This window comes from Marinomonas atlantica (assembly GCF_001639725.1).
In the GTDB taxonomy this organism is placed as follows: Bacteria; Pseudomonadota; Gammaproteobacteria; order Pseudomonadales; family Marinomonadaceae; genus Marinomonas; species Marinomonas atlantica.
Genome location: NZ_LTAW01000009.1, coordinates 87,801 through 108,420, shown reverse-complemented (window position 1 = coordinate 108,420; position 20,620 = coordinate 87,801). Strand labels below are relative to the sequence as shown.

At 46.1% G+C, this 20,620-nt stretch carries 20 protein-coding genes; 4 read left to right on the top strand and 16 right to left on the bottom strand.

What is annotated here, in order from left to right; genetic code table 11:
- The first annotated feature begins 55 nt into the window (after positions 1 to 55).
- Together cysZ and AYW75_RS15560 are read left to right on the top strand one after the other, a co-directional pair.
- Complete coding sequence (cysZ, locus tag AYW75_RS15565) at positions 56 to 826, top strand: sulfate transporter CysZ (protein ID WP_067101386.1); 771 nt, start codon at positions 56 to 58, stop codon at positions 824 to 826.
- Between the two features lie 9 nt (positions 827 to 835).
- On the top strand, positions 836 to 1,663 hold the full coding sequence (locus tag AYW75_RS15560; protein WP_231886228.1) for a response regulator: 828 nt from the start codon (positions 836 to 838) through the stop codon (positions 1,661 to 1,663).
- 76 nt (positions 1,664 to 1,739) lie between these two features.
- Here AYW75_RS15560 and phoR read toward each other — a convergent pair whose 3' ends face one another.
- From phoR to AYW75_RS15515, 9 genes are all read right to left on the bottom strand, one after another.
- Positions 1,740 to 3,143 (bottom strand): phosphate regulon sensor histidine kinase PhoR, encoded by a 1,404-nt coding sequence (gene phoR, locus AYW75_RS15555; RefSeq protein ID WP_082856558.1) that lies wholly within the window; start codon positions 3,141 to 3,143, stop codon positions 1,740 to 1,742.
- Positions 3,144 to 3,148: 5 nt separating this feature from the next.
- Entirely contained in the window at positions 3,149 to 3,844 is a 696-nt protein-coding gene (gene phoB / locus AYW75_RS15550) for a phosphate regulon transcriptional regulator PhoB (RefSeq protein WP_067101380.1), read from the bottom strand.
- Positions 3,845 to 3,928: 84 nt separating this feature from the next.
- Positions 3,929 to 4,783 carry a 4-hydroxybenzoate octaprenyltransferase gene (ubiA, locus tag AYW75_RS15545; RefSeq protein ID WP_067101377.1) on the bottom strand — a complete coding sequence of 285 codons (855 nt, stop codon included), beginning with the start codon at positions 4,781 to 4,783 and terminating at the stop codon, positions 3,929 to 3,931.
- 17 nt (positions 4,784 to 4,800) lie between these two features.
- Positions 4,801 to 5,361 (bottom strand): chorismate--pyruvate lyase family protein, encoded by a 561-nt coding sequence (locus tag AYW75_RS15540; RefSeq protein WP_067101374.1) that lies wholly within the window; start codon positions 5,359 to 5,361, stop codon positions 4,801 to 4,803.
- Positions 5,358 to 6,626, bottom strand: coding sequence for an HDOD domain-containing protein (locus tag AYW75_RS15535; RefSeq protein ID WP_067101370.1), 1,269 nt, complete (start codon positions 6,624 to 6,626; stop codon positions 5,358 to 5,360). Before AYW75_RS15535 ends, AYW75_RS15540 begins: the two co-directional genes overlap by 4 nt.
- 104 nt (positions 6,627 to 6,730) lie before the next feature.
- Complete coding sequence (locus AYW75_RS15530) at positions 6,731 to 7,510, bottom strand: amino acid ABC transporter ATP-binding protein (RefSeq protein ID WP_067101367.1); 780 nt, start codon at positions 7,508 to 7,510, stop codon at positions 6,731 to 6,733.
- 23 nt (positions 7,511 to 7,533) lie between these two features.
- Positions 7,534 to 8,634, bottom strand: coding sequence for an amino acid ABC transporter permease (locus AYW75_RS15525; protein WP_067101365.1), 1,101 nt, complete (start codon positions 8,632 to 8,634; stop codon positions 7,534 to 7,536).
- Between the two features lie 9 nt (positions 8,635 to 8,643).
- On the bottom strand, positions 8,644 to 9,816 hold the full coding sequence (locus AYW75_RS15520; protein WP_067101363.1) for an amino acid ABC transporter permease: 1,173 nt from the start codon (positions 9,814 to 9,816) through the stop codon (positions 8,644 to 8,646).
- A 110-nt stretch (positions 9,817 to 9,926) separates the two neighbouring features.
- Positions 9,927 to 10,949: an amino acid ABC transporter substrate-binding protein gene (locus tag AYW75_RS15515; protein ID WP_067101360.1), complete on the bottom strand. Its 1,023-nt coding sequence runs from the start codon at positions 10,947 to 10,949 to the stop codon at positions 9,927 to 9,929.
- Positions 10,950 to 11,519: 570 nt separating this feature from the next.
- On the opposite strand from AYW75_RS15515, the gene lrp reads away from it, so the two are divergent.
- Complete coding sequence (gene lrp / locus AYW75_RS15510; protein ID WP_067101357.1) at positions 11,520 to 11,996, top strand: leucine-responsive transcriptional regulator Lrp; 477 nt, start codon at positions 11,520 to 11,522, stop codon at positions 11,994 to 11,996.
- Positions 11,997 to 12,070: 74 nt separating this feature from the next.
- Here the strand turns inward: lrp and AYW75_RS15505 are convergent, their stop codons facing one another.
- From AYW75_RS15505 to AYW75_RS15495, 3 genes are all read right to left on the bottom strand, one after another.
- Positions 12,071 to 12,808: a ComEA family DNA-binding protein gene (locus AYW75_RS15505; protein WP_067101355.1), complete on the bottom strand. Its 738-nt coding sequence runs from the start codon at positions 12,806 to 12,808 to the stop codon at positions 12,071 to 12,073.
- A gap of 101 nt (positions 12,809 to 12,909) precedes the next feature.
- Complete coding sequence (gene recG, locus AYW75_RS15500) at positions 12,910 to 14,991, bottom strand: ATP-dependent DNA helicase RecG (protein ID WP_082856557.1); 2,082 nt, start codon at positions 14,989 to 14,991, stop codon at positions 12,910 to 12,912.
- 2 nt (positions 14,992 to 14,993) lie between these two features.
- On the bottom strand, positions 14,994 to 15,902 hold the full coding sequence (locus AYW75_RS15495; protein ID WP_067034102.1) for a hydrogen peroxide-inducible genes activator: 909 nt from the start codon (positions 15,900 to 15,902) through the stop codon (positions 14,994 to 14,996).
- A 63-nt stretch (positions 15,903 to 15,965) separates the two neighbouring features.
- Here AYW75_RS15495 and AYW75_RS15490 point away from each other — a divergent pair, with 63 nt between their 5' ends.
- On the top strand, positions 15,966 to 16,877 hold the full coding sequence (locus tag AYW75_RS15490) for an NAD-dependent epimerase/dehydratase family protein (protein ID WP_231886227.1): 912 nt from the start codon (positions 15,966 to 15,968) through the stop codon (positions 16,875 to 16,877).
- Positions 16,878 to 16,929: 52 nt separating this feature from the next.
- On the opposite strand, the gene AYW75_RS15485 is transcribed toward AYW75_RS15490, so the two are convergent.
- The 4 genes from AYW75_RS15485 to gmk all read right to left on the bottom strand — a co-directional run bounded on the left by AYW75_RS15485 (position 16,930) and on the right by gmk (position 20,458).
- Complete coding sequence (locus tag AYW75_RS15485) at positions 16,930 to 17,316, bottom strand: RidA family protein (RefSeq protein WP_067034096.1); 387 nt, start codon at positions 17,314 to 17,316, stop codon at positions 16,930 to 16,932.
- A 42-nt stretch (positions 17,317 to 17,358) separates the two neighbouring features.
- A complete protein-coding gene (locus tag AYW75_RS15480; RefSeq protein WP_067101352.1) occupies positions 17,359 to 19,476 on the bottom strand; it encodes a RelA/SpoT family protein in 2,118 nt (705 codons plus the stop codon).
- Positions 19,477 to 19,543: 67 nt separating this feature from the next.
- Positions 19,544 to 19,768: a DNA-directed RNA polymerase subunit omega gene (gene rpoZ / locus AYW75_RS15475; RefSeq protein ID WP_067101349.1), complete on the bottom strand. Its 225-nt coding sequence runs from the start codon at positions 19,766 to 19,768 to the stop codon at positions 19,544 to 19,546.
- A gap of 69 nt (positions 19,769 to 19,837) precedes the next feature.
- Positions 19,838 to 20,458, bottom strand: a complete 621-nt coding sequence (gmk, locus tag AYW75_RS15470) for a guanylate kinase (RefSeq protein WP_067101346.1) — start codon at positions 20,456 to 20,458, stop codon at positions 19,838 to 19,840.
- Between the last annotated feature and the right edge of the window lie 162 nt (positions 20,459 to 20,620).

Here is a 20,620-nt window from a genome sequence, read left to right as displayed (position 1 = left end):
ATAGGCGTCAATTATTCGTGCTACAAGCGTTGATCTTTATACAGGGGTTCAGTCAGTGATCACTCATCCATTTATCGCCGTAGGTTCATATATAGAGGCATTTCCGCTGCTTTTATCGAGTCGCCTACGTTTATTTCTACTCGCGCCTATTGTGGCTAATATTGCTTTAATGGCTCTGCTATATACAGTGGCATTGAGCTACATGTCGGTCGCCGTGGACGAAATGATGGGATACGTCCCTGACTGGATGTCTTTCCTAAACTGGCTTTTTTATCTACTGCTGAACATTGTCATAGGTTTGATGGTGTTTTATAGCTTCTCTGTTGGGGTCAACATCCTTGCTGCGCCCTTTATGGCATTTTTAGCGGAAAAGGTAGAGCAACAGCAAACGGGCAAAGTGTTCGATGAAGACATGAGCTTTACCGGATTGATGGCGATTACTGGGCGAAGTTTAAAACGTGAAATGCAAAAATTGGGATACTTCTTACCACGCTTTATTGCATTGCTACTACTGTCATTTATTCCAGTAGTGAACGTGGTTACCTCAGTACTGCTTGTGCTTTTTTCTGCTTGGATGCTGTCTTTGCAGTACATGGATTATGCATTTGATAACAATAAAGTCAGCTTTCATGAAATGCGTGCTTCTCTACGAGAAAAGCCGCTGTTATGTTGGGCGTTTGGCTTTATCGTGATGCTTGGTGTCACCATCCCTTTCTTAAACCTGTTTGTTATGCCTATTGCAGTAGTAGCTGCGACACTGTTGTGGATTAAGGTATTTAGTGAGCGCTTTGTGAATTACGCCGATCTTTTGTCACAGACTCGATAGGATTACATTTTGAAAATACTGGTTGTTGATGATGCGTCGTTTACGCGAGATTTGATTAAACGTACGTTGCGTAAAAGTTTTCCTGCTGTGACAGTCGAGGAAGCGGTAAATGGTCGCAAGGCACAGCAAATGCTACAAAAATCAACATTTGATATGGTGCTATGTGACTGGGAGATGCCTGAAATGACAGGTGTGGAGCTTCTGCAATGGTGCCGAGAGCAATCGCAATATAAGAAAGAAACACTGCCTTTTGTCATGATTACCAGTCGTGGTGATAAGTCTCATGTGGTTGAAGCTGTGCAGTCTGGCGTGACCGATTATTTAGGTAAACCCTTTTCAGCGGAACAGTTAGTACAGAAAGTAGTGACGGCGGCCAAACGTAATGGCATCGAGAAGAAGTTAGGTGAAGCGCCTAAAAAACCAACCGCTTCAAGTGGCGGCATTGCTTCTGGTTCACTGGATGTGTTGATGGCGACGACGGTTGCACCGAAAGCGACTTCGCCTAAAATCACGAACCCAACGGTGTCGGTCAAAGACGTCAAGATACCGACCAAAGTTCGTTTTGCCGGCAAAGAATTTCGTTGCATGGTGGTGCATTTCGCGAAAGACGAAGCCACGATGTTGATAAAAAGTGACGATGTGATTCCGACGGTGCTTGATCAAGCGGTGTTAGATTTGACGTTTGAGCAGAAGGTGAACCGTTTAAATTATTACGTGCAATCTGTCGCCACGACCGAGAAGAAGCCGGACTCTGCTTTTTTAACAGTCACTCTGCTATTGATTGACCAAGATGCTGAAAAAGAAGCGTTTATAAAAGTGTTGTTTGATTCATTATAAAGCGACGACATGATTATAAAAATGCCCACCATACAATTGTATGGTGGGCATTTTTTTGTAACCAAACGGAGGTTCTCTAGGAGGTCGAAGAGGTTTCGGTGATCGCGTCTTCTTGTTCTTGTGTATGCGCTAGCGGCTTAACTGGGGCTTCAATACTGTCGGCTTCCGTCGCCACCGTTGCGAGAAGTGCCTCTTGGCGAACACGGTCGGTTGGGAAGTGACACGAGAACGTGCTGCCAAAGCCAGGCTGGCTTCGAATTTGTAGCTTCGCATTATGGTGAATCAGTACGTGCTTAACGATGGCTAGACCTAAGCCAGTCCCCCCAGTATTTGAACCACGTCCTTTATCGACGCGGAAGAAGCGTTCGGTCAATCGAGGAATATGGCGAGGGTCGATACCTAAACCTTGATCTTCAACTGAGAATACGCCACTGAACTCATTCTGAACCCATTTAACGTGAATATCTCCGCCTTCAGGTGAGTACTTTATGGCGTTTACCACTAGGTTTGAGAACGCGCTGTAGAGCTCGCTGCTAGCACCATAAAGATAACTGTCTTCTGGCAAGTCAAAGCTAATCTGATGATCATCAGACATCATTGGTAGGGCGGTTTTTTTGACGGTTTCACAAATGTCATCAATTTTGAGCCACTGATGCGCTTCACGCCTATCATTGGTCTCTAAACGTGATAATAGCAGCAGATCTTCAATCAAATGCTCCATGCGCAATGACTGATCTGACATATTCACAATGCCACGTTGCATTGATGGTGGAAGGTTATCTTTAAACATAGCCAGTGTTTCGAGATAGCCCTTAATCACCGTAAGCGGGGTTTTTAGCTCGTGTGAAGCATTGGCAACGAAGTCTTTACGCATTTGTTCTAATAGGTGTAAGCGGGTGACATCACGAACAAAAATTAGGTGATCATTTTGATCGTACAAAGTAGTTTGTACTTCTAGATAGATACCATCTTTTGAGGGAGATTTGATGACCAAAGGCTCACCAAATCGCTTTTGCGAAAAATAACGAAAGAATTCTGGGTTTCGTAAAATGTTGGTGATCGGCTGACCCCGATCCGTAGGGCGCTGTAAACCAAGCAATAAGCCTGCAGAGTTATTCCACCATTCTAAATTGCCGTTGCTGTCCGCCATGATGACACCTTCTTTAAGGGCGGCGGTAGAGTTTTCAATGCGGTTGAGCGCTTGACGCATACGGCGTTTAGATTTGCGCTGTTTCTTTTGTAAACGATACACCGCATCAAAAATTTCACCCCAAATGCCTGAGGCTTCAGGGGGGGAAGCTTTACCGGAGCGGCGCAACCAACAGTGAAATTGATACAGCTGGTACAGCTGCCAGTAGAGAGTGCCCAGTACATATAGCAAGGCGAGTGCGAGAATATGGCCCAATACGAAACCTATGGCGATTACCGCCATAAGTCCACTCATCCATGTAATAAAAGCTCGTTGCCAAGTTCGCTTCATAAATATTAAGCCGTTCGTTTTGCAGAAAAACGGTATCCCGTACCGCGAACCGTTTGAATTAAGAAGTCATGTGATTCACCGATCGCTTTGCGCAAGCGGCGGATATGTACGTCTACAGTACGTTCTTCAACATAGACATTACCACCCCAAACTTGGTCCAATAGCTGTGCTCGAGAGTAAGCTCGCTCTTGGTGAGTCATTAAAAACTTCAACAAGCGATACTCCGTTGGTCCCATTTCAATGGGAGATGTGCCAATTGAAACACGTTGGCTAATCGGGTCAAGCAGCAAACCTTCAACTTCGATTGGATCATCAACACCTTGTGGCGTGGCACGACGTAGCACTGCCTTTAGGCGAGCCACCAATTCACGCGGTGAAAATGGTTTGGTGATGTAATCATCCGCACCCACTTCTAATCCTTGGATTTTATTGTCTTCTTCGCTTTTCGCCGTCAACATAATCACAGGGATTTCAGCCGTGGTTGGGTCTTTCTTAAGGCGACGAGTTAACTCGACACCGCTACCACCGGGCATCATCCAATCCACAAGTACCAAATCAGGTCGATGATCGACGATCATCTCATGAGCCTGTTGGCTATTTTCAGCTTCCATGTATTCGTAGCCTGCCATTTCCAGCGCGACAGCAATCATCTCGCGGATTGGGGCTTCATCATCAATAATTAAAACTTTTTTACCGGTCACAGGATTTATCCTCATCTCAGGAACGGTAGATATTAAAGCCTCTAAATGTGACAGCTGTGTTAAATTGTCACATCAGTGCCACATTCAAATGTAATACCCTAGTAATATTCCTGCAAATATACAGTAGCCGACGCGGTTATTATCTAGGAAAGAACGAAAACACGCTTGGCGATCTCGATCTTTCGCTTGTTGGTATTGCTGGTAAAACAGATACACAGCACCGAGTAAGCTGACAAAGTACAGCACGCCTAACTGAGCAATCACACCGATCCACATCATCAAGGATAGGGTTAATCCCTGTAAAATCAAAATCACTAGTAAGTCGTAGCGACCAAATAAAATCGCTGTGGATTTGATGCCTATTTTTAGGTCATCTGGACGATCAGTCATGGCATAGTAGGTATCGTAAGCGATGGTCCAGAGACAGTTTGCTACGAACAGCATCCACAGTTGCGGATCAAGTAAACTACCGCCTTGAGCACTGTAGGCCATTGGAATCGCCCAAGAAAAAGCCAGCCCTAAAAACAACTGCGGTAAATGCGTGTAACGTTTCATAAAAGGGTATAGCGCCGCTAAGAACAACGCCACTCCCGACAGCAGAATGGTTTTCCAATCAGTCAACAGGACTAGAATAAAGCTGAGTACAACCAACCCTGCAAATAAACCCAGTGCTTCTAGCTCGGAAACTCGGCCTGAAGGCAGAGGACGGTTTTTAGTACGCTCGACAAAACCGTCTACTTTGCGGTCAGCAAAATCATTAATCACACATCCGGCTGAGCGCATACTGAACACACCCAACACAAAAATTACGATTAAGTGCCACTCAGGCCAGCCATCAGCGGCTAACCATAGCGCCCACAAGGTTGGCCACATTAACAAGAGGGAGCCAATGGGGCGGTTAAAACGGGTTAAATCGGCGTAATCTTTTAGTTTACTCATGGTTGTAATCGCTTTATTTATAGTTGGCCTGCCGCTTGAGTAAAGCGGGTAATAGCAGGGTAGAACGCTTCATTGACTAGTATTCCCGGACCATATTCCATGAATACTGAGCGTCTTGCCCACAAGGGCTCTGCGCAGTTTAGAATCAATCCGGCGGGCAGTTTAACCACTTCAGTCTTACTGCGGCGCAATGCTTTAGATTTATACACGTAGCCACCTAGTGGACGGTTGTCTAAATACGGCAAATACCGCCAAGTACCTTTCAAAGAGCGAGCAGGAATAATAGAGCGAGCATAGACCACAGGTTCGTTATCGACAAATAAAATGACGCTACGAACCCTCGCCATCTCACGCGACTTTAGCCCTAAACGTATGCGTTCTCGCGGAGAAGGTGACTGCCAGGTATCTTCTAGTACCTCCACTCTCAGATGTCCTGCTTGGCGTAATTTAGCTGTAATCGAAAAGCGTGTCGTTAACCAAGGGTAAATACCTTTGGGAATACGTGTACGACGTACTTGAGCAACTGAGTGCCAACGGTAATCAAACTGTTTAGTGATTTTGTGATTCAACAGAGTCATTTGCTACCGCTTATTAAATCAACCATCTTGGTCAGTTCACTAGATGAACTTATGACTTTATTGTGGCAGTGCTTAGCTTCGTCTGCAGATAAACTAAGCGTCTTTAGTATGCTTTCGTCGAGCGGCTCGTCATTAAACAGCTGATGGCACAGTTGTAGTAAATGGGCTAATTTACTGTATTGGCCTTCATAATTTGTGGTTTTACTGTAGCGTACCGCGGTGTAAATGCTTTCTGGTAAGCCCCAGTGTTTGAGTAACCAAGCTCCCAGCTGTTCTTTAGTGAAGTTTAATGTTTGCATCTCGATGATATCAGATGCTAAATGCGCATTGGCTTCGATGTAGCGCGATAAAATACCAAAGTGCGGAGGCAATACAACAGCAATGGCAAGATAGCCAAAATTATGCAGCAGCCCAGATAAATAGGCATGTCCTAGGCGGGGACGACCGCCGGATGGCATTTTACGGACCAGTTCCTCCATCAAAACTGCATGCGATACGGCATTGAACCAAAAGTCTTCATAATGGCGAGGGCCATTTTTTGGCAATTGGAAGGCACTTCCCATTGATAAACCCAGTGCTAAGTTCATCACCATATCAAAGCCTAGTACGCGGATAATCGCATCTTCGACGGAATCAATCTCACCTTGCACACCATAGTAAGGTGAGGAGGCCCAACTGATGACTTGAGCAGACAAAGAGGGATCGATACTGATTACATCACATAGGTCATCTGTGCCGGCATTTTCGTTAGAACATAGTTGAATGATTCGATGAGATGATGCTGGCAGAGGAGGAACCTCAAGGGTCTCTTCTAAGCGTTGCTGTAGACGCATGGATTGGAATTTGCCCAGAGCCGATTGCATTTGCGCTGCATCTTGCGTCAGGTCTTCTACAGGGCGCCCAATCTTATCGACTGGAATAGCTATGTGTTCATAGCGCGCTAACGGGCCTCTGAAGCGAGATGTAAACTCTTCTTGAGTGTAGCTTTTATAACTTTGGGTTGCGCTGGAGCGTAGCTCTATGGCCTCACTAATGAGTAATGATGAATCAATAATGGTCGAGCAAGCATTCGGTTTGACGAGAGGGTCGCCTTCAATGTTGTAATTGGCCACTGGATCAAAACGGCGTTTGGTTAGACGAGACAACGCGGCCATATCCAACATGCTGTCGTACGGAAAAATCACCTGAAGTTTGCCAGTATGATCGGCTAGGTGAACGATACGTACACGAGTGCTTGTATTGGTCTCTATTGATTGTTCAGACACTCTACATCCCCAAATAAAACAATAATCTGTATTAGCGCATTATTATACAAACTAAAAAAGCCCCAGTAGGGGCTTTTTAGAGTTCATTTGTTCAAATAGCAAGGTTAGTGGTTCAAAATCTGGCTCAAGAACAACTGCGTACGGTCATGTTGCGGGTTATCGAAGAATTCATGTGGTGTATTCGCTTCTACAATCTCTCCGGCATCCATGAACACCACGCGATCGGCAACGGTTTTAGCAAAGCCCATTTCGTGTGTCACACACACCATGGTCATGCCTTCGTCGGCCAGTTGAATCATTACATCCAGTACTTCTTTAATCATCTCGGGGTCAAGTGCTGAGGTAGGCTCATCAAATAACATGATCCGCGGTTTCATGCACAAACCGCGAGCGATGGCGACACGTTGCTGCTGACCACCAGAAAGCTGGCCTGGGTATTTCAGTGCTTGGTTGGCGATTTTTACGCGTTCCAAGTAATGCATGGCCATCTCTTCCGCTTCTTTCTTAGGCGTTTTACGAACCCAGATCGGTGCTAGCGTTAAGTTCTCCAGAATGGTCAAATGTGGAAACAAGTTAAAGTGCTGAAACACCATGCCCACATCCTTACGGATTGCTTCGATGTTTTTCAGGTTATCGTTCATTTCGATCCCGTCTACCAAAATTTGTCCTTTTTGGTGTTCTTCAAGACGGTTAATACAACGAGTCATGGTGGATTTACCTGAACCTGACGGCCCACAAACCACGATACGTTCGCCTTTCTTGATACTGAAATCGATGTTTTTAAGAACGTGGAAATCACCGTACCACTTGTTAACGTCTTTGAACTCAATGATTGCTTCTTCGCCCGGCTCAAGTTGGGCAAGTGCCATATTTTGTTGTGTCATAATTAAGGCCTCAAATTCTCTTATTAATTCCGCTTATGTCCAGTATCTAACTTACGCTCAACCGCCATCGAGTAGCGGGACATACCGAAGCAGATCGCCCAATAAATTAAGCCAGCGAAGGCATAGCCTTCTGTGGTAGTACCTAGCCAATCACCATCGTGAGTGGCTGATTGAATACGTCCTAGCAAATCAAACATACCAACGATGTAGACCAGAGTGGTGTCTTTAAATAAGCCGATGAAGGTATTTACTATCCCTGGAATGACCAACTTCAATGCTTGAGGTAAAATCACAAGCAACATGGATTGCCAATAGGTTAATCCCATCGCGTCAGCGGCTTCGTATTGGCCTTTAGGGATGGCTTGTAAGCCACCACGAATAACCTCTGCCATATAAGCAGCGGAGAACAAGGTAATACCAATTAAGACACGTAGTAGCTTATTGAAGTTTAGGCCATCAGGTAGAAACAGAGGAATCATCACCGACGCCATGAACAGAATAGTGATCAGCGGTACCGCACGGACGGTTTCAATGAATACTACACAAACCGATTTTACGATCGGCATGTTGGAGCGACGCCCTAATGCGAGCACAACACCCAATGGCAAAGAAGCGACAATCCCAACAACACCTAATAACGTTGTTAGAAATAGGCCACCCCACAGTGATGTTTCCACCACTTCAAGACCAAAGATACCACCCGCAAACAGGAAGTAAGCAACGACTGGGTAGATCACCAAGATGACGATCGACAGAAACAGCTTATTGATGGATTTGATGGCAAACATACCAATCAGCACCGCCAGCATGATCGCCGCTAGGTTAATACGCCAATACTCTGATTGAGGGTAAAGCCCATACATAAACTGATCAAAATAGGCGACGATAAACGCCCAACATGCGCCACCTGCAGTACAGGCATCTTTGTTTTCGCCAGTCCATGTCGCATCTATGAATGCCCATTCAATAGTAGGTGGCACTAATAAATACAGAATGTATAAGCTAAATATGGTGAGAAAAATATTCAGCGGTGAAGAGAAAAAGTTTTTGCGTATCCAAGCAACTGCACCGACCGCGTTACTCGGAGGCGGCAGACTTGGAGAGGGTTTAAATTCAATAGCCATGTGTTTCTCCTAGCGCTCTACCAAAGACATTTTCTTGTTGTACCAGTTCATAAAAAATGAAATGGACAAACTTAGAGAGCCGTAAACCAACATACACAATCCAATGGTCTCGATTGCTTGGCCAGTTTGGTTAAGCGTTGTTCCCATTACCACTGCCACTAATTCTGGGTAAGCGATTGCGGCACCAAGAGATGAGTTTTTCGCTAAATTTAGATATTGGCTGGTCAAAGGCGGAATGATAACCCGCAATGCTTGTGGTAAGACGATCAGGCGTTGAGTGATGCTGTCTCGCATACCCAATGAGCGTGCTGCCTCGGTTTGTCCCCAGCTAACAGATAAAATCCCGGCACGGACGATTTCGGCGATAAACGCACCTGTGTAGGTTGATAACGCGACTAATACGGCAACGAATTCAGGCACCAGTACCATACCGCCCTTTACGTTAAAGCGACTGGCTTCTGGTAGATCAAAAGTAACAGGTGACCCCGCTAGTAGGTAACAGATAATCGTACCAAATATGATGATAGCAAAGGATGTCCAATAGGCAGGAAACCACTCCCCAGTTCGTGTTTGACGCTTTTTCGCCCACACTATTAAGGCAATTGCCGCAACGACACAGGCTAAAAAGCCAAATATGACAACGCCAAAGCCATCTTCAAAAATAGGATTAGGGGAATAAATGCCACGCTTATTTAAGAAGAAGTCACCAAAAATAATGCTATCACGTGGGTGAGGTAATGCCGCCAATACAGCGAAGTACCAAAAGAACATTTGTAACAGTAATGGGATGTTTCTCAGCGTTTCGATGTATACCGTGGCAAGTTTTGCAACCAGCCAATTTTGGGACAGTCGTGCTAAGCCCATAACTACGCCAATGATCGTGGCTAATGCAATGCCGATGAATGAAATTAACATCGTATTGATAAGGGCTACTAAGAATGCGCGTCCGTACGTGCCAGCTTCCGTGTATTCAATTAGGTGAATTAGGATCGGAAAGCCCGCAGGTTCATTTAAGAATGCGAAGCCTGTCGATATGCCTTGGTCTTGTAAATTTGCTTGTAGGTTATGAAAAAGATAATAACCAATAGCGACCACGGCCGTAAGAAGAACCACTTGAAACAATAGGGCGCGATTACCCGCATCGTTAAAAAAGCTCGTGTTAGTTGTCGTTTTTTCGCTCATCTTGGTTCAGGCAATGAATGCTCGTCAGATAGATATTCAGGCAGGAGATTCCCAGCGGCGAGTAGCCGCTGGGATCAGTCCCTAGGGTAGGTCAGGGAAAAATGTACGTATTAACGTACTGGTGGCGCGTAAAGTACGCCGCCTTCAGTCCATAGGTTGTTTACGCCACGAGGCAGGCCAACGCGAGTGTCAGGGCCAACGTTACGTTCGAAGACTTCGCCGTAGTTACCGACTTCAGCAATGATGTTGTAAGCCCAATCAGAGCCTAGACCAAGTGCTTCGCCCATTTTGCCTTCGGCACCAACAAGACGACGAATACCTGGATCGGTAGATTCCGCCTTGATTTTGGCAACGTTTTCAGAGCTAATGCCCATTTCTTCAGCATTGATTTGCACGAAAAGTGACCAAGTAACGATATCTTTCCATTGGTTATCACCGTGGCGAACAACTGGGCCCAGTGGCTCTTTAGAAATAGTTTCAGTTAGGATCACGTGCTCGTTTGGATCAGATAGTTTTGAACGGTGTGCTGCAAGACCTGATTTGTCCGTTGTGTATACATCACAACGACCAGATGCGTAAGCAGAAAGAGCCTCGTCCGCTTTCTGTACAACAACAGGAACATACTCCAATTTATGCTTACGGAAGAAGTCGGCCATATTTAATTCGGTCGTTGTACCTTGCTCAGTACAAACCGTAGCGCCATCAAGCTCCATTGCAGAAGACACACCTAGATCTTTACGCACCATGAAACCTTGGCCGTCATAGAAGTTTGTTGTTGTGAAATCTAAACCAAGAGAAGCGTCTCGGGTATAAGTCCAAGTTGTGTTACGTGACAAGATATCGATCTCACCAGATTGAAGTGCAGTGAAACGCTCTTTAGCTGAAAGGGGAGTATACTTTACCTTGTCTGCGTCACCGAAAATTGCGGCGGAAACGGCACGACATGCATCAACGTCAATGCCCGACCATTTGCCATTACTGTCTGCATTTGAGAAGCCAGGTACACCTGTACTAACCCCACATTGGATAAAACCTTTTGATTTCACATCGTCTAAGGTTGCTGCCGCAGCACCAGTACTGATTGTCGCAGCAATCGCAGCGGTAGATAGAATTTTCCCAACGTTCGATTTCATAATTCTGCCTCCAGGCATTACTAGTTGTTATGTGTGCAAAAAATTGATCCTGCTTTGAAGATCCTTTCATTTAAGAATCAAAGCAATTTTCTTGCCAACACTGTTAATTGTTTTTGTTGTTTCTCTAGTCTAGTGCAATCTTCTGAAATAGCACGGAACTCCCCTATGGAATTACTGTTATGCCCCTCTCGTCAAGGTTAAATCACTGTGTTCATGCTACTTTTTTCCTTTTTTAGTATGTTTAATAAATAAATTTGAGCTATATTGTTTTTTCAATAGTTTATAGCTATTGTGAGCTTGTTTTGTGCAGGATAAACAAGATTTGCACGCTATTGATGCAGAAAATAACTAGTTTCTGGTGGATAAATACACAAAATGACGCTTTTTGTTTTTATTTGGTGCTATCTGTTGCTTTTGGTTTTCATTTGGTGCGATGTTAAGGTGATATGTTGCAAAGCATACTGATCAGTTTTTAAAGAGGATTTAATAGGTTAATTTTTCCTAAGCTATTTGCCCCGTGGTAGAATCGCGTTAAATTAGATGACAGTTACCTTCGGAGAGAGTCTATTGATGGAAACGTCTGCAAAGCCTTTAGACAGGTTGGATAAGAAGATCCTGCGTGAGCTGCAAATTAATGGACGCTTATCAAATGTTGAGCTCGCCAGTCGCGTTGGTTTGAGTGCAACGCCTTGCTTAGAGCGAGTACGTCGGCTTGAGCGTAATGGCTACATTACTGGATATTGCGCGTTGGTAGACCCAAGTAAAGTGGATGCTGGCTTGCTTGTGTTTGTGGAGATTCGTTTGAAAACTACATCTCCCGAAGGCTTTAATGAATTTAAAGAAGCTGTTTCAGAGATTCCTGAAGTGCTGGAGTGTCATCTAATCGCGGGTGACTTTGAATATTTATTGAAGGCACGTGTATCGAATATGGATGCGTATCGTCACTTACTGGGTGACACTCTGCTGACATTGCCTCACGTAAGAGAGTCTCGTACTTACGTGGCGATGGAAGAAGTTAAAAATACAACTGTTGTGCAGATTTCTTAGTGCGCGATGATCTGAGCTGTTATTTCGTATTTAAAACCACGCTAATGCGTGGTTTTTTGTGTCTCACTATCGAGTTAGTTTAGCTTTAAACCATTGCGTAGCTTTTTTAGTAGCTTTGGCCCCATTCCCTTGATTAATAATACGGTATCCCAGGACGAGAAAGGGCGCTGTTCAATCATCTCGTTCACCACCTTCTTTGGGACCCCTTTAACGTTCAGCAATTCTTCTTTAGAGCCTTTATTGATGCTGACCTTAGTTTTTTTCTGAGAACCTTTCTTTTCAGTTGTCTTTTTTTCAGTGGGTATTTTCGGAGTTTTGGGACTAACAGGCGTACTTTTGGCATTAATGTTTACTTGGTCAACCGATGCGTCAGTTAACGGAATCTCCTCGTTCAGCGGAGTGGTGGAGCCTGAAGGGCTTGCCTCAGAAGAGCAAGGCGCTTCTTCGGGGATGTAATAGGGCTGAGCGAAGAACTGCTGGTCCATTAAACCGTACTGCTCACCCTCCCATTCATGAACTTCCAGAGCGAGCAGCCATGACCCAGCAGGAGGCATTTGGAAGACTAAGTCATAGTGACAATCGGCTAGCAAATGCTGCCCTGTCAGTTGACCAATCGTAGTACTGGCCAACACAAGATAGTGGCCGTCCGGATGATAGCCTCTAAGCTCAATCGCTAGCGTACCGCTAATGTTGTAAAGCGGACGATGGTTGGTAATCTGCGAGATGCTAAGGGTGACTCGGTCGTCTTGGATCTTGTAACTGTATTGGCCAGAGCAGGCGATGTCTCTGGATAGTTCATTGTTAGTCGTCACAGGCGATTCCTCTTATGTCCTTATGATAGCGCAGTTGAGTATCTTTCAGTCATCATGTGACAACTAGGTTAAAAAACCAACACTAACTTTAGGAATTATGATCAGACGTTGAGATACTGTTGGTGCTGAGGCAGCCATCGCGACAGCAAAGGCGAGACATGCTCCGGGTAATGCTGATAAAGAATCGCGGCGGCTTTTTGAACATCGTCTAGCAAAGACTTATCGCGTTGCAAATCGGCCACTTTGAATTCAAGCAACCCTGTTTGACGTGAACCAAGCAGCTCACCTGGTCCGCGTAATTCTAAATCTTTCTCTGCGATCTTAAAGCCATCGGTGGTTTCACGCATCGTCGATAAACGCGCTTTGCCTTGCTGACCTAAAGGGGCATGGTACAAGAGCACACAATGACTGGCGGTTTGCCCTCGACCCACGCGCCCGCGTAACTGGTGTAGCTGAGCTAACCCCAAACGTTCAGGGTTCTCGATGACCATCAAACTTGCATTGGGTACGTCGACACCGACCTCGATCACGGTCGTCGCGACTAGAAGCTGAATCTCACCGGCTTTAAAGCGTGCCATGATGTCGGCTTTTTCTTGTGCTTTGAGCCGGCCATGAACCAAGCCGATGGTTAACCCCGATAAATGCTCTTGCAATAAAATGGCGGCGTCTTCTGCGGCTTGGCATTGTAACGCTTCAGATTCTTCAATCAGTGTACACACCCAGTAGGCTTGTTTCCCTTCGGCACAGGCATGTTGCACTCGCTGAATGACTTCATCCCGACGTTGATCGGAGACCACGATGGTATTTACGGGTGTGCGCCCAGGTGGCAGCTCGTCAATCACCGAGCAGTCTAAGTCCGCGTACGCAGACATGGCTAACGTACGAGGAATCGGTGTGGCGGTCATAATCAGCTGATGGGGCTGGAAGCCTGCTTGTAGGCCTTTCTCACGCAGGGCCATGCGCTGATGTACACCAAAGCGGTGTTGTTCATCGATGATGGCCAGAGCCAGGCCTTTGAACACGACGGTTTCTTGGAATAGGGCATGTGTGCCCACGACAACCCCTGCGCTGCCAGAGGCAATCCGCTCCAACTCTGCTTCGCGCTGTTTGCCTTTAAGTTTGCCGATCATCCAAGCGACCTCGATGCCAAGGGGCTCAAACCATTGCTTGAAGTTAATGTAGTGTTGCTCGGCCAGAATCTCGGTCGGTGCCATGACGGCCACTTGATAGCCTTGTTGGACCACAGCAGCGGCGGCAAGCGCAGCGACCAGTGTTTTTCCTGAGCCCACATCCCCTTGCACTAAACGTAGCATTGGGTGGCCTGCACCAAGATCTTGTAAGATTTCTTGGGTCACGCGTTGTTGCGCACCAGTCGGCGAAAACGGCAAAGCTTCAATCAGTTGCTGCCCCAGCGCGCCCATATCCGGTACTTTGACTGCGACATCGTGTTTGGCCAATTGGCGTTTGCCGATTAAAGACAGTTGGTGCGCCATCAGCTCTTCGAATGATAAACGATACTGCGCTGGGTGAGCGCCACGCTTAAGCTGTTCTAAGTCAGTGCCCTTGGTCGGATGGTGCAAAAAATGTATTGCGTCCGAGAGGGGAGGCAAACTAAATTGCTGACGCATAGTATCCGGTAACCATTCGCGCAGATTGTGTGGTGTTAGACGTTCTAACGCTTGCTCACAAATTTGGCGTATCTTGGTTTGAGTAACCCCTTCCGTTAGTGGGTAGATCGGGGTCAGTTGGTCGGTGCCTTCGTGTGGCTCATCGTCGTTTAGAATGCTGTACTCTGGATGATAGACCTCAAATCCGGTACTGCCACGCCGGATTTCACCAAAGCAACGTACACGCCCCGATTGTTCCAACTGTTTTTTTTGTGCCGCAGAAAAATGGAAAAAACGCAGACATAGGGAGCCTGAGTGATCGCGCAATCGACAGATTAAACTGCGTCGTTTACCCATCTTGATTTCACAGCCACTGACTTCGCCTTCAATCACGGCTTCATCGCCAAACCTCAGCTGCCCAATAGGCACCACACTGGTTCGATCTTGGTAGCGAATGGGCAAATGAAACAGTGCATCTTGGACGGTGTGGATGTTTAGTTTGGCGAGTTTGTCTGCCATCGCTTGTCCGACACCTTTGATCTCCTTGATGTCTTGCATTTCCAATGTGTCGACCATGGTTATCCCAGATCCAATTTCTGACAGGCCTCTTTAATGGACTGACTGAGGGATTCGATCGCCTTAGGGCGAGGAAAGCTGGCACGCCATGCCAGAGCAACGGTACGTTTTGGCGCAGGGCTTTTAAAGGGACGCACGGCCAACATACTTTCATCCAGATGTCTGACCGCCGACTTAGGCAGCACGGTGACCCCCAAACCAGAAGACACCATATAACGAATGGTTTCCAGTGAGCTGCCATTCACAATGGTATGCCCATCGTTTAATTCATCTTCGCCTACCAAGGGACAGGCTTCCATCACTTGGTCACTGAAGCAGTGACCTTTGCCGAGCAGTAGCAGATTGTCTGTCGTCAACTGATCGGTACTAATATGGTCTAGAGAAGTCCACGGATGATCTTTTGGCATGAGCACCACAAACTCTTCTTCGTAGATGGGGCGTGTGACGACATCAGGCTCACGAAAAGGGAGAGCGACAATGATCGCGTCCAGCGCACCATTACGCAGTTTGGGGCGCAAGTTTTCGGTGAGGTCTTCCTCGATCGACAATGGCATGCCTTCGGCAATACGCTTTAGTTCAGGAATCATAGAAGGAAAGAGGTAAGGAGCAATCGTATATATCGCACCGACTTTAAGAGGCCCATTGAGCTGGTTTTTGCCAGATGACGCCAGCTCTTTAATCATGCTAGCCTGCTCAAGCACGCGTTTGGCTTGGCCGATGATTTGCTCGCCCAGTGGAGTAATGTACACAGAGCTTTTACTGCGCTCAAAAATGGCCGCACCGAGTTCGTCTTCCAGCTTTTTAACCGCTACACTGAGCGTTGGCTGAGACACGTGACAGCGCTCTGCAGCTCGGCCAAAGTGTTTCTCTTCTGCTAGCATAACGATGTATTTGAGTTCTGTTAGCGTCATAGTCATTACCCTTATAATTGGTATTAACTATGATAATACATAATTTGATAAAGTGTACTGCTTATGAGTATATACGCTTTTATTGCAATGATTGAGGGTGTTATGGCAAAGGTTTTAATAGCAGGATGCGGTGACCTAGGACAAGGCGTAGCACGTCATTTTGTTGCGAAGGGAGCTGAAGTAACCGGCATTCGCCGTTCAGGAACTGAGTTTCCGGAAGGGGTAAAAGGTATCACCCAAGACATTACGACACTGTTGGCAAAGGACTGGCCCGAGGCGGACTTGGTGTATTTAATTATGACACCGTCAGGACGCACGGCAGAGGCTTATCAAGCCGCTTATGTCGACACAGCTCAGGCCGTCGTTGACGGATTTAAAGGTCGAACGACACCTCCCAAAGTTATTTTTGTCTCCAGTACCAGTGTCTATGGCGAAAGTCGTGGTGAATGGATTGATGACACCAGCACTGCGCAGGCGGCATCCTCCACGGCTGATAAAATATTACAAGCCGAAGCCATACTGATAGAGAATTTCTCAGCTACAGCTGTGCGTTGCTCCGGTATTTATGGCCCTGGCCGTTATCGCCTGATCGAAGGTGTACATCGTGGCGAGGCTTGGTCGCTGAACCAGTGGACCAACCGCATTCATCGGGACGATGTAGTGAACGCCTTGTGTATTACAGGTGAGCACATGCTAGCAGATCAAACTTTACCCGCTCATATTATTGCCAGTGACGGGCATCCCGCGTCTATGTGGGAAGTGAAGCTTTGGTTATCAGCTCGTCTGCAGGTACCACCACCGTTACCAGATACGATTAGCATTACCGATTATTTACCCAGCCGCGGTAAGCGTATCGTCGGGCAGACACTGAAAACGCTCGGATGGCGCCCAGACTATCCCTCTTATATTTCGGGTTATGACAGTATGTTGCCGGACTACCAAGCCTGGTTAGCACAAAGAAACACCCAGTTATAAACACAAAAAAGGCGCTTAGATCACTCTAAGCGCCTTTTTTAATGGATTGGGATTAGTCTTCTAGAACCAATACACCTTCGATTTCAACGGCAACGCCTTTTGGCAATGCGCGAACGCCTAACGCGGCACGCGCAGGGTAAGGTTCGACAAAGAACTTAGTCATGACTTCGTTTACTAGAGCGAAGTTGCCTAGGTCAGTCATGTAGATGTTGAGTTTAACGATGTCTTTTAGAGAGCCACCCGCCGCTTCACATACAGCTTGTAGGTTTTTGAATACCTGAGTCGTTTGCTCAGCGACATCATCGCTGATCACTTCCATTGTTTCTGGAACCAATGGGATCTGGCCAGAAAGGTAAACAGTATTGCCGGCACGAACTGCTTGAGAGTATGGGCCGATCGCTGCAGGAGCGTTTTCAGAGAAGATCACTTGTTTAGCCATGATTTGAAGTCCTTAAAGAATAATTCAATGAACGTTGTCTGATTAGTGTCCTACGAGTGTTTCGCGGGTCACTTTTTCAACACAGCGTATCGCTTTAATACGACGCATCACATCGGCCAAGCCTACGCGGCTTGAAATAGCGATGTTCAAACGTAATCGAGAAATCTTACCGCGCTCAATGATGTCTAAGTTTGATACTTGGAAATCTGTGTCAGTAATGGCGCTGGCGATTTGCGCGACCGCACCACGCTCATTTATATAAGAAATAATAAGGCTGACTTTGAGCTCTTCTTCGATCTCCTTGCCCCAACTCATGCGAATATAACGCTCTGGGTTGGCAAGGTGGTCTTGGATATTCGGGCAGTTTTGATGATGAATGATAACGCCTTTGTCGACTTGCACGTAGCCGACAATAGGGTCACCTGGAATCGGCGAACAGCACTTCGCGAACGACATTAGCATGCCTTCGGAGCCATTCACTTTGAAAGATTTAGGCGTGACCAGTTCTTCTTCTTTGAAATCAGGGAATAATTGTCGTGCCACCACGTAACCGACATGACAACCTTTACCGATGGACTCTAGTAAGTCGTCTAAGATTTCAAATTGGTAATGATCCAGCACCTGCTGAACTTGTTCTTGGGACAGTTCTTCGATCGTTGTGCTAAAGGCGTTCAAAGATCGGGTCAGCAAGCGGTAACCAAAGGAGATCGCATTTTCACGCTGCTTTGTTTTCAAGTAATGACGAATATTTGTGCGTGCTTTACCAGTGATCGCAAAGCTTAACCAAGCGACATTTGGTTGGGCGCTTTTCGCGGTGATAACTTCCACGGTTTGACCGCTTTCCAATTGCGTACTGAGCGGCGCTAAGCGTCGGTTAATACGACAAGAGATACAGGTGTTACCGATCTCTGTGTGAACACCGTAAGCGAAGTCGACCGGTGTTGCCCCAGAAGGCAGCTCAATGATTTCGCCTTTTGGCGTAAACACGTAGACTTCGTCGGGGAAGAGGTCACTCTTAACGTTATCAATGAACTCCATTGGATTGTGTGCTTTCTCTTGAATTTCAAGTAAGCTTTTCACCCATTTCGTCGCACGTTCATGGTTGGTTGCTGTAACGCCAGATTGGCCCTGAGACTTATAGGTCCAATGAGCCGCAATACCTTGAACTGCGACCACGTCCATTTCTTTAGTGCGAATCTGGACTTCTAACGGTAAGCCATTATTACCTAAAACAGTGGTGTGTATAGACTGGTAGCCGTTCGACTTGGGTACTGCAATGTAATCTTTAAAACGACCATCAATTGGCTTAAACAGAGCGTGAATCACTCCAAGAATTCGGTAACAGCTATCCGGGCGATCGGTGACAATGCGCACACCCATAACATCCATGATTTCTTCCAGAGAGCGACGTTTATTATGCATCTTCTGGTAAATACTGTAGGTGTGCTTCTCACGTACACTGATGGACGAATCGATGTATTCGGCCGCAAGTTCAGAGCGGATATAGTCTTCTAGCTTCTCCATCGCTTTGTCACGCTGCCCATAGCGTTTATTGATTGCACGCTTGAGCATACGTGAACGCATTGGGTAATAGGCTTGAAATGCTAAGGACTCAAGGTCAACTTTGACATTGTACATACCTAAACGGTTAGCGATGGGCGCATAAATATCGAGGGTTTCTTTGGCAATACGGCGCTTTTTATGACCCGGCATGGCGTCTAGAGTGCGCATGTTATGGAGTCGGTCGGCCAGTTTTACCATGATGACACGAATGTCATCGGCCATGGCCATGGCCATTTTTTGGAAGTTGTGTGCTTGTTTTTCGAGTTGGCTGTTGAACTCTAGGTGCGTCAGTTTACTAACGCCGTCCACAAGGCTTGCGACACCCTCGCCAAATTGTTCGGCAAGGGATTCGCGAGATATGCCAGTATCTTCAATGACGTCGTGCAAAAGCGCCGCCGTCAAGCCTTCGCAATCCATACGAAGGTCGGCCAAAATAAACGCAACCGCAAGTGGGTGAGTGACATAATGCTCACCACTTTTACGTTTTTGGCCGTCATGGGCTTGTTCAGCGTAGTAATACGCGCGCTTAACCGTTGCTACCTGTTCATTAGGTAGATATTGGCTGAGCGTTTGAGCTAATACTTCAATAGTAGACACCGCTCACCTCACATCAGGAAAAGCTAAACCAGAACATCGTGCGTTGAGCGATGTAAACCATAAAGAATTAAAACTCTGTAGTAGGCTTAGCGTGGAAGTCGACGTTTTTCGCATTGACTAGATCTTCTGCGATTTCGCGTAGTGCCACTACGGTCATTTTGTCTTCTTCTAATGCTACTTTAGCTTCTGCACCACCTGTCGCAAGTTGACGGGCGCGCTTTGCTGCCACCATTACCAACTCAAAACGGTTATCTACGTTTTCAAGACAATCTTCAACTGTAACTCGAGCCATGTTTGACCTCTATATAGGGTAAGGATTAATCACTAATTAGTAATGTCGATTTTACTTAACGGACGATCACTATGACAAGAGATCATTGATGAGTTCGCTGTGAATCTCTTGGATTAATGATGTTCTTGTGCGGTTCGCTGCAAAAACAGCCGTTAATTGTGTCAGAGCTTGCTCAAAATCATCGTTGATAATGACATATTCGTACTCTTCATAATGCGACATTTCGTTGACAGCTTTCGACATACGACGAGCAATGACTTCTTCTGAGTCAGTGCCTCGGCCAGTTAAGCGCTCTTCCAGGGCTTTTAAAGAGGGCGGTAAGATGAAGATACCGATCGCTTCTGGGTACAACTCGCGTACTTGACGCGCGCCCTGCCAATCGATTTCTAAAATAACATCTAGACCTTGGTCTAACATGTCAAAAATAGCTTGTTTAGATGTGCCATAGTAGTTATCAAACACTTGAGCATGCTCAAAGAATGCATTGTCAGCAATCATGTCTAAAAAAGAGTCTACATCGACAAAAAAATACTCACGTCCATGTTCTTCGCCGGAACGAGGCGCACGGGTAGTGTGAGATACTGAAATGCGAACGTTAGAGTCTGCTTTTAGTAATGCTTTGTATAGAGAGGACTTACCAGCACCGGATGGCGCGGACAGTATGAATAGATTGCCTTTTTGCTTTGTCATGATCCTACCTTGCTGAGCAAGATTGTGAATGAAGAAACGGACACTATAGCACACTTACTTTCATAAACAGGCAGAGTGACTATAGTAAGTATTAGAACCGCCTAAAAAACCTATATATGAGATTTGAATGATTACAAATCTCTACAACTTTTTTTAGCTAAA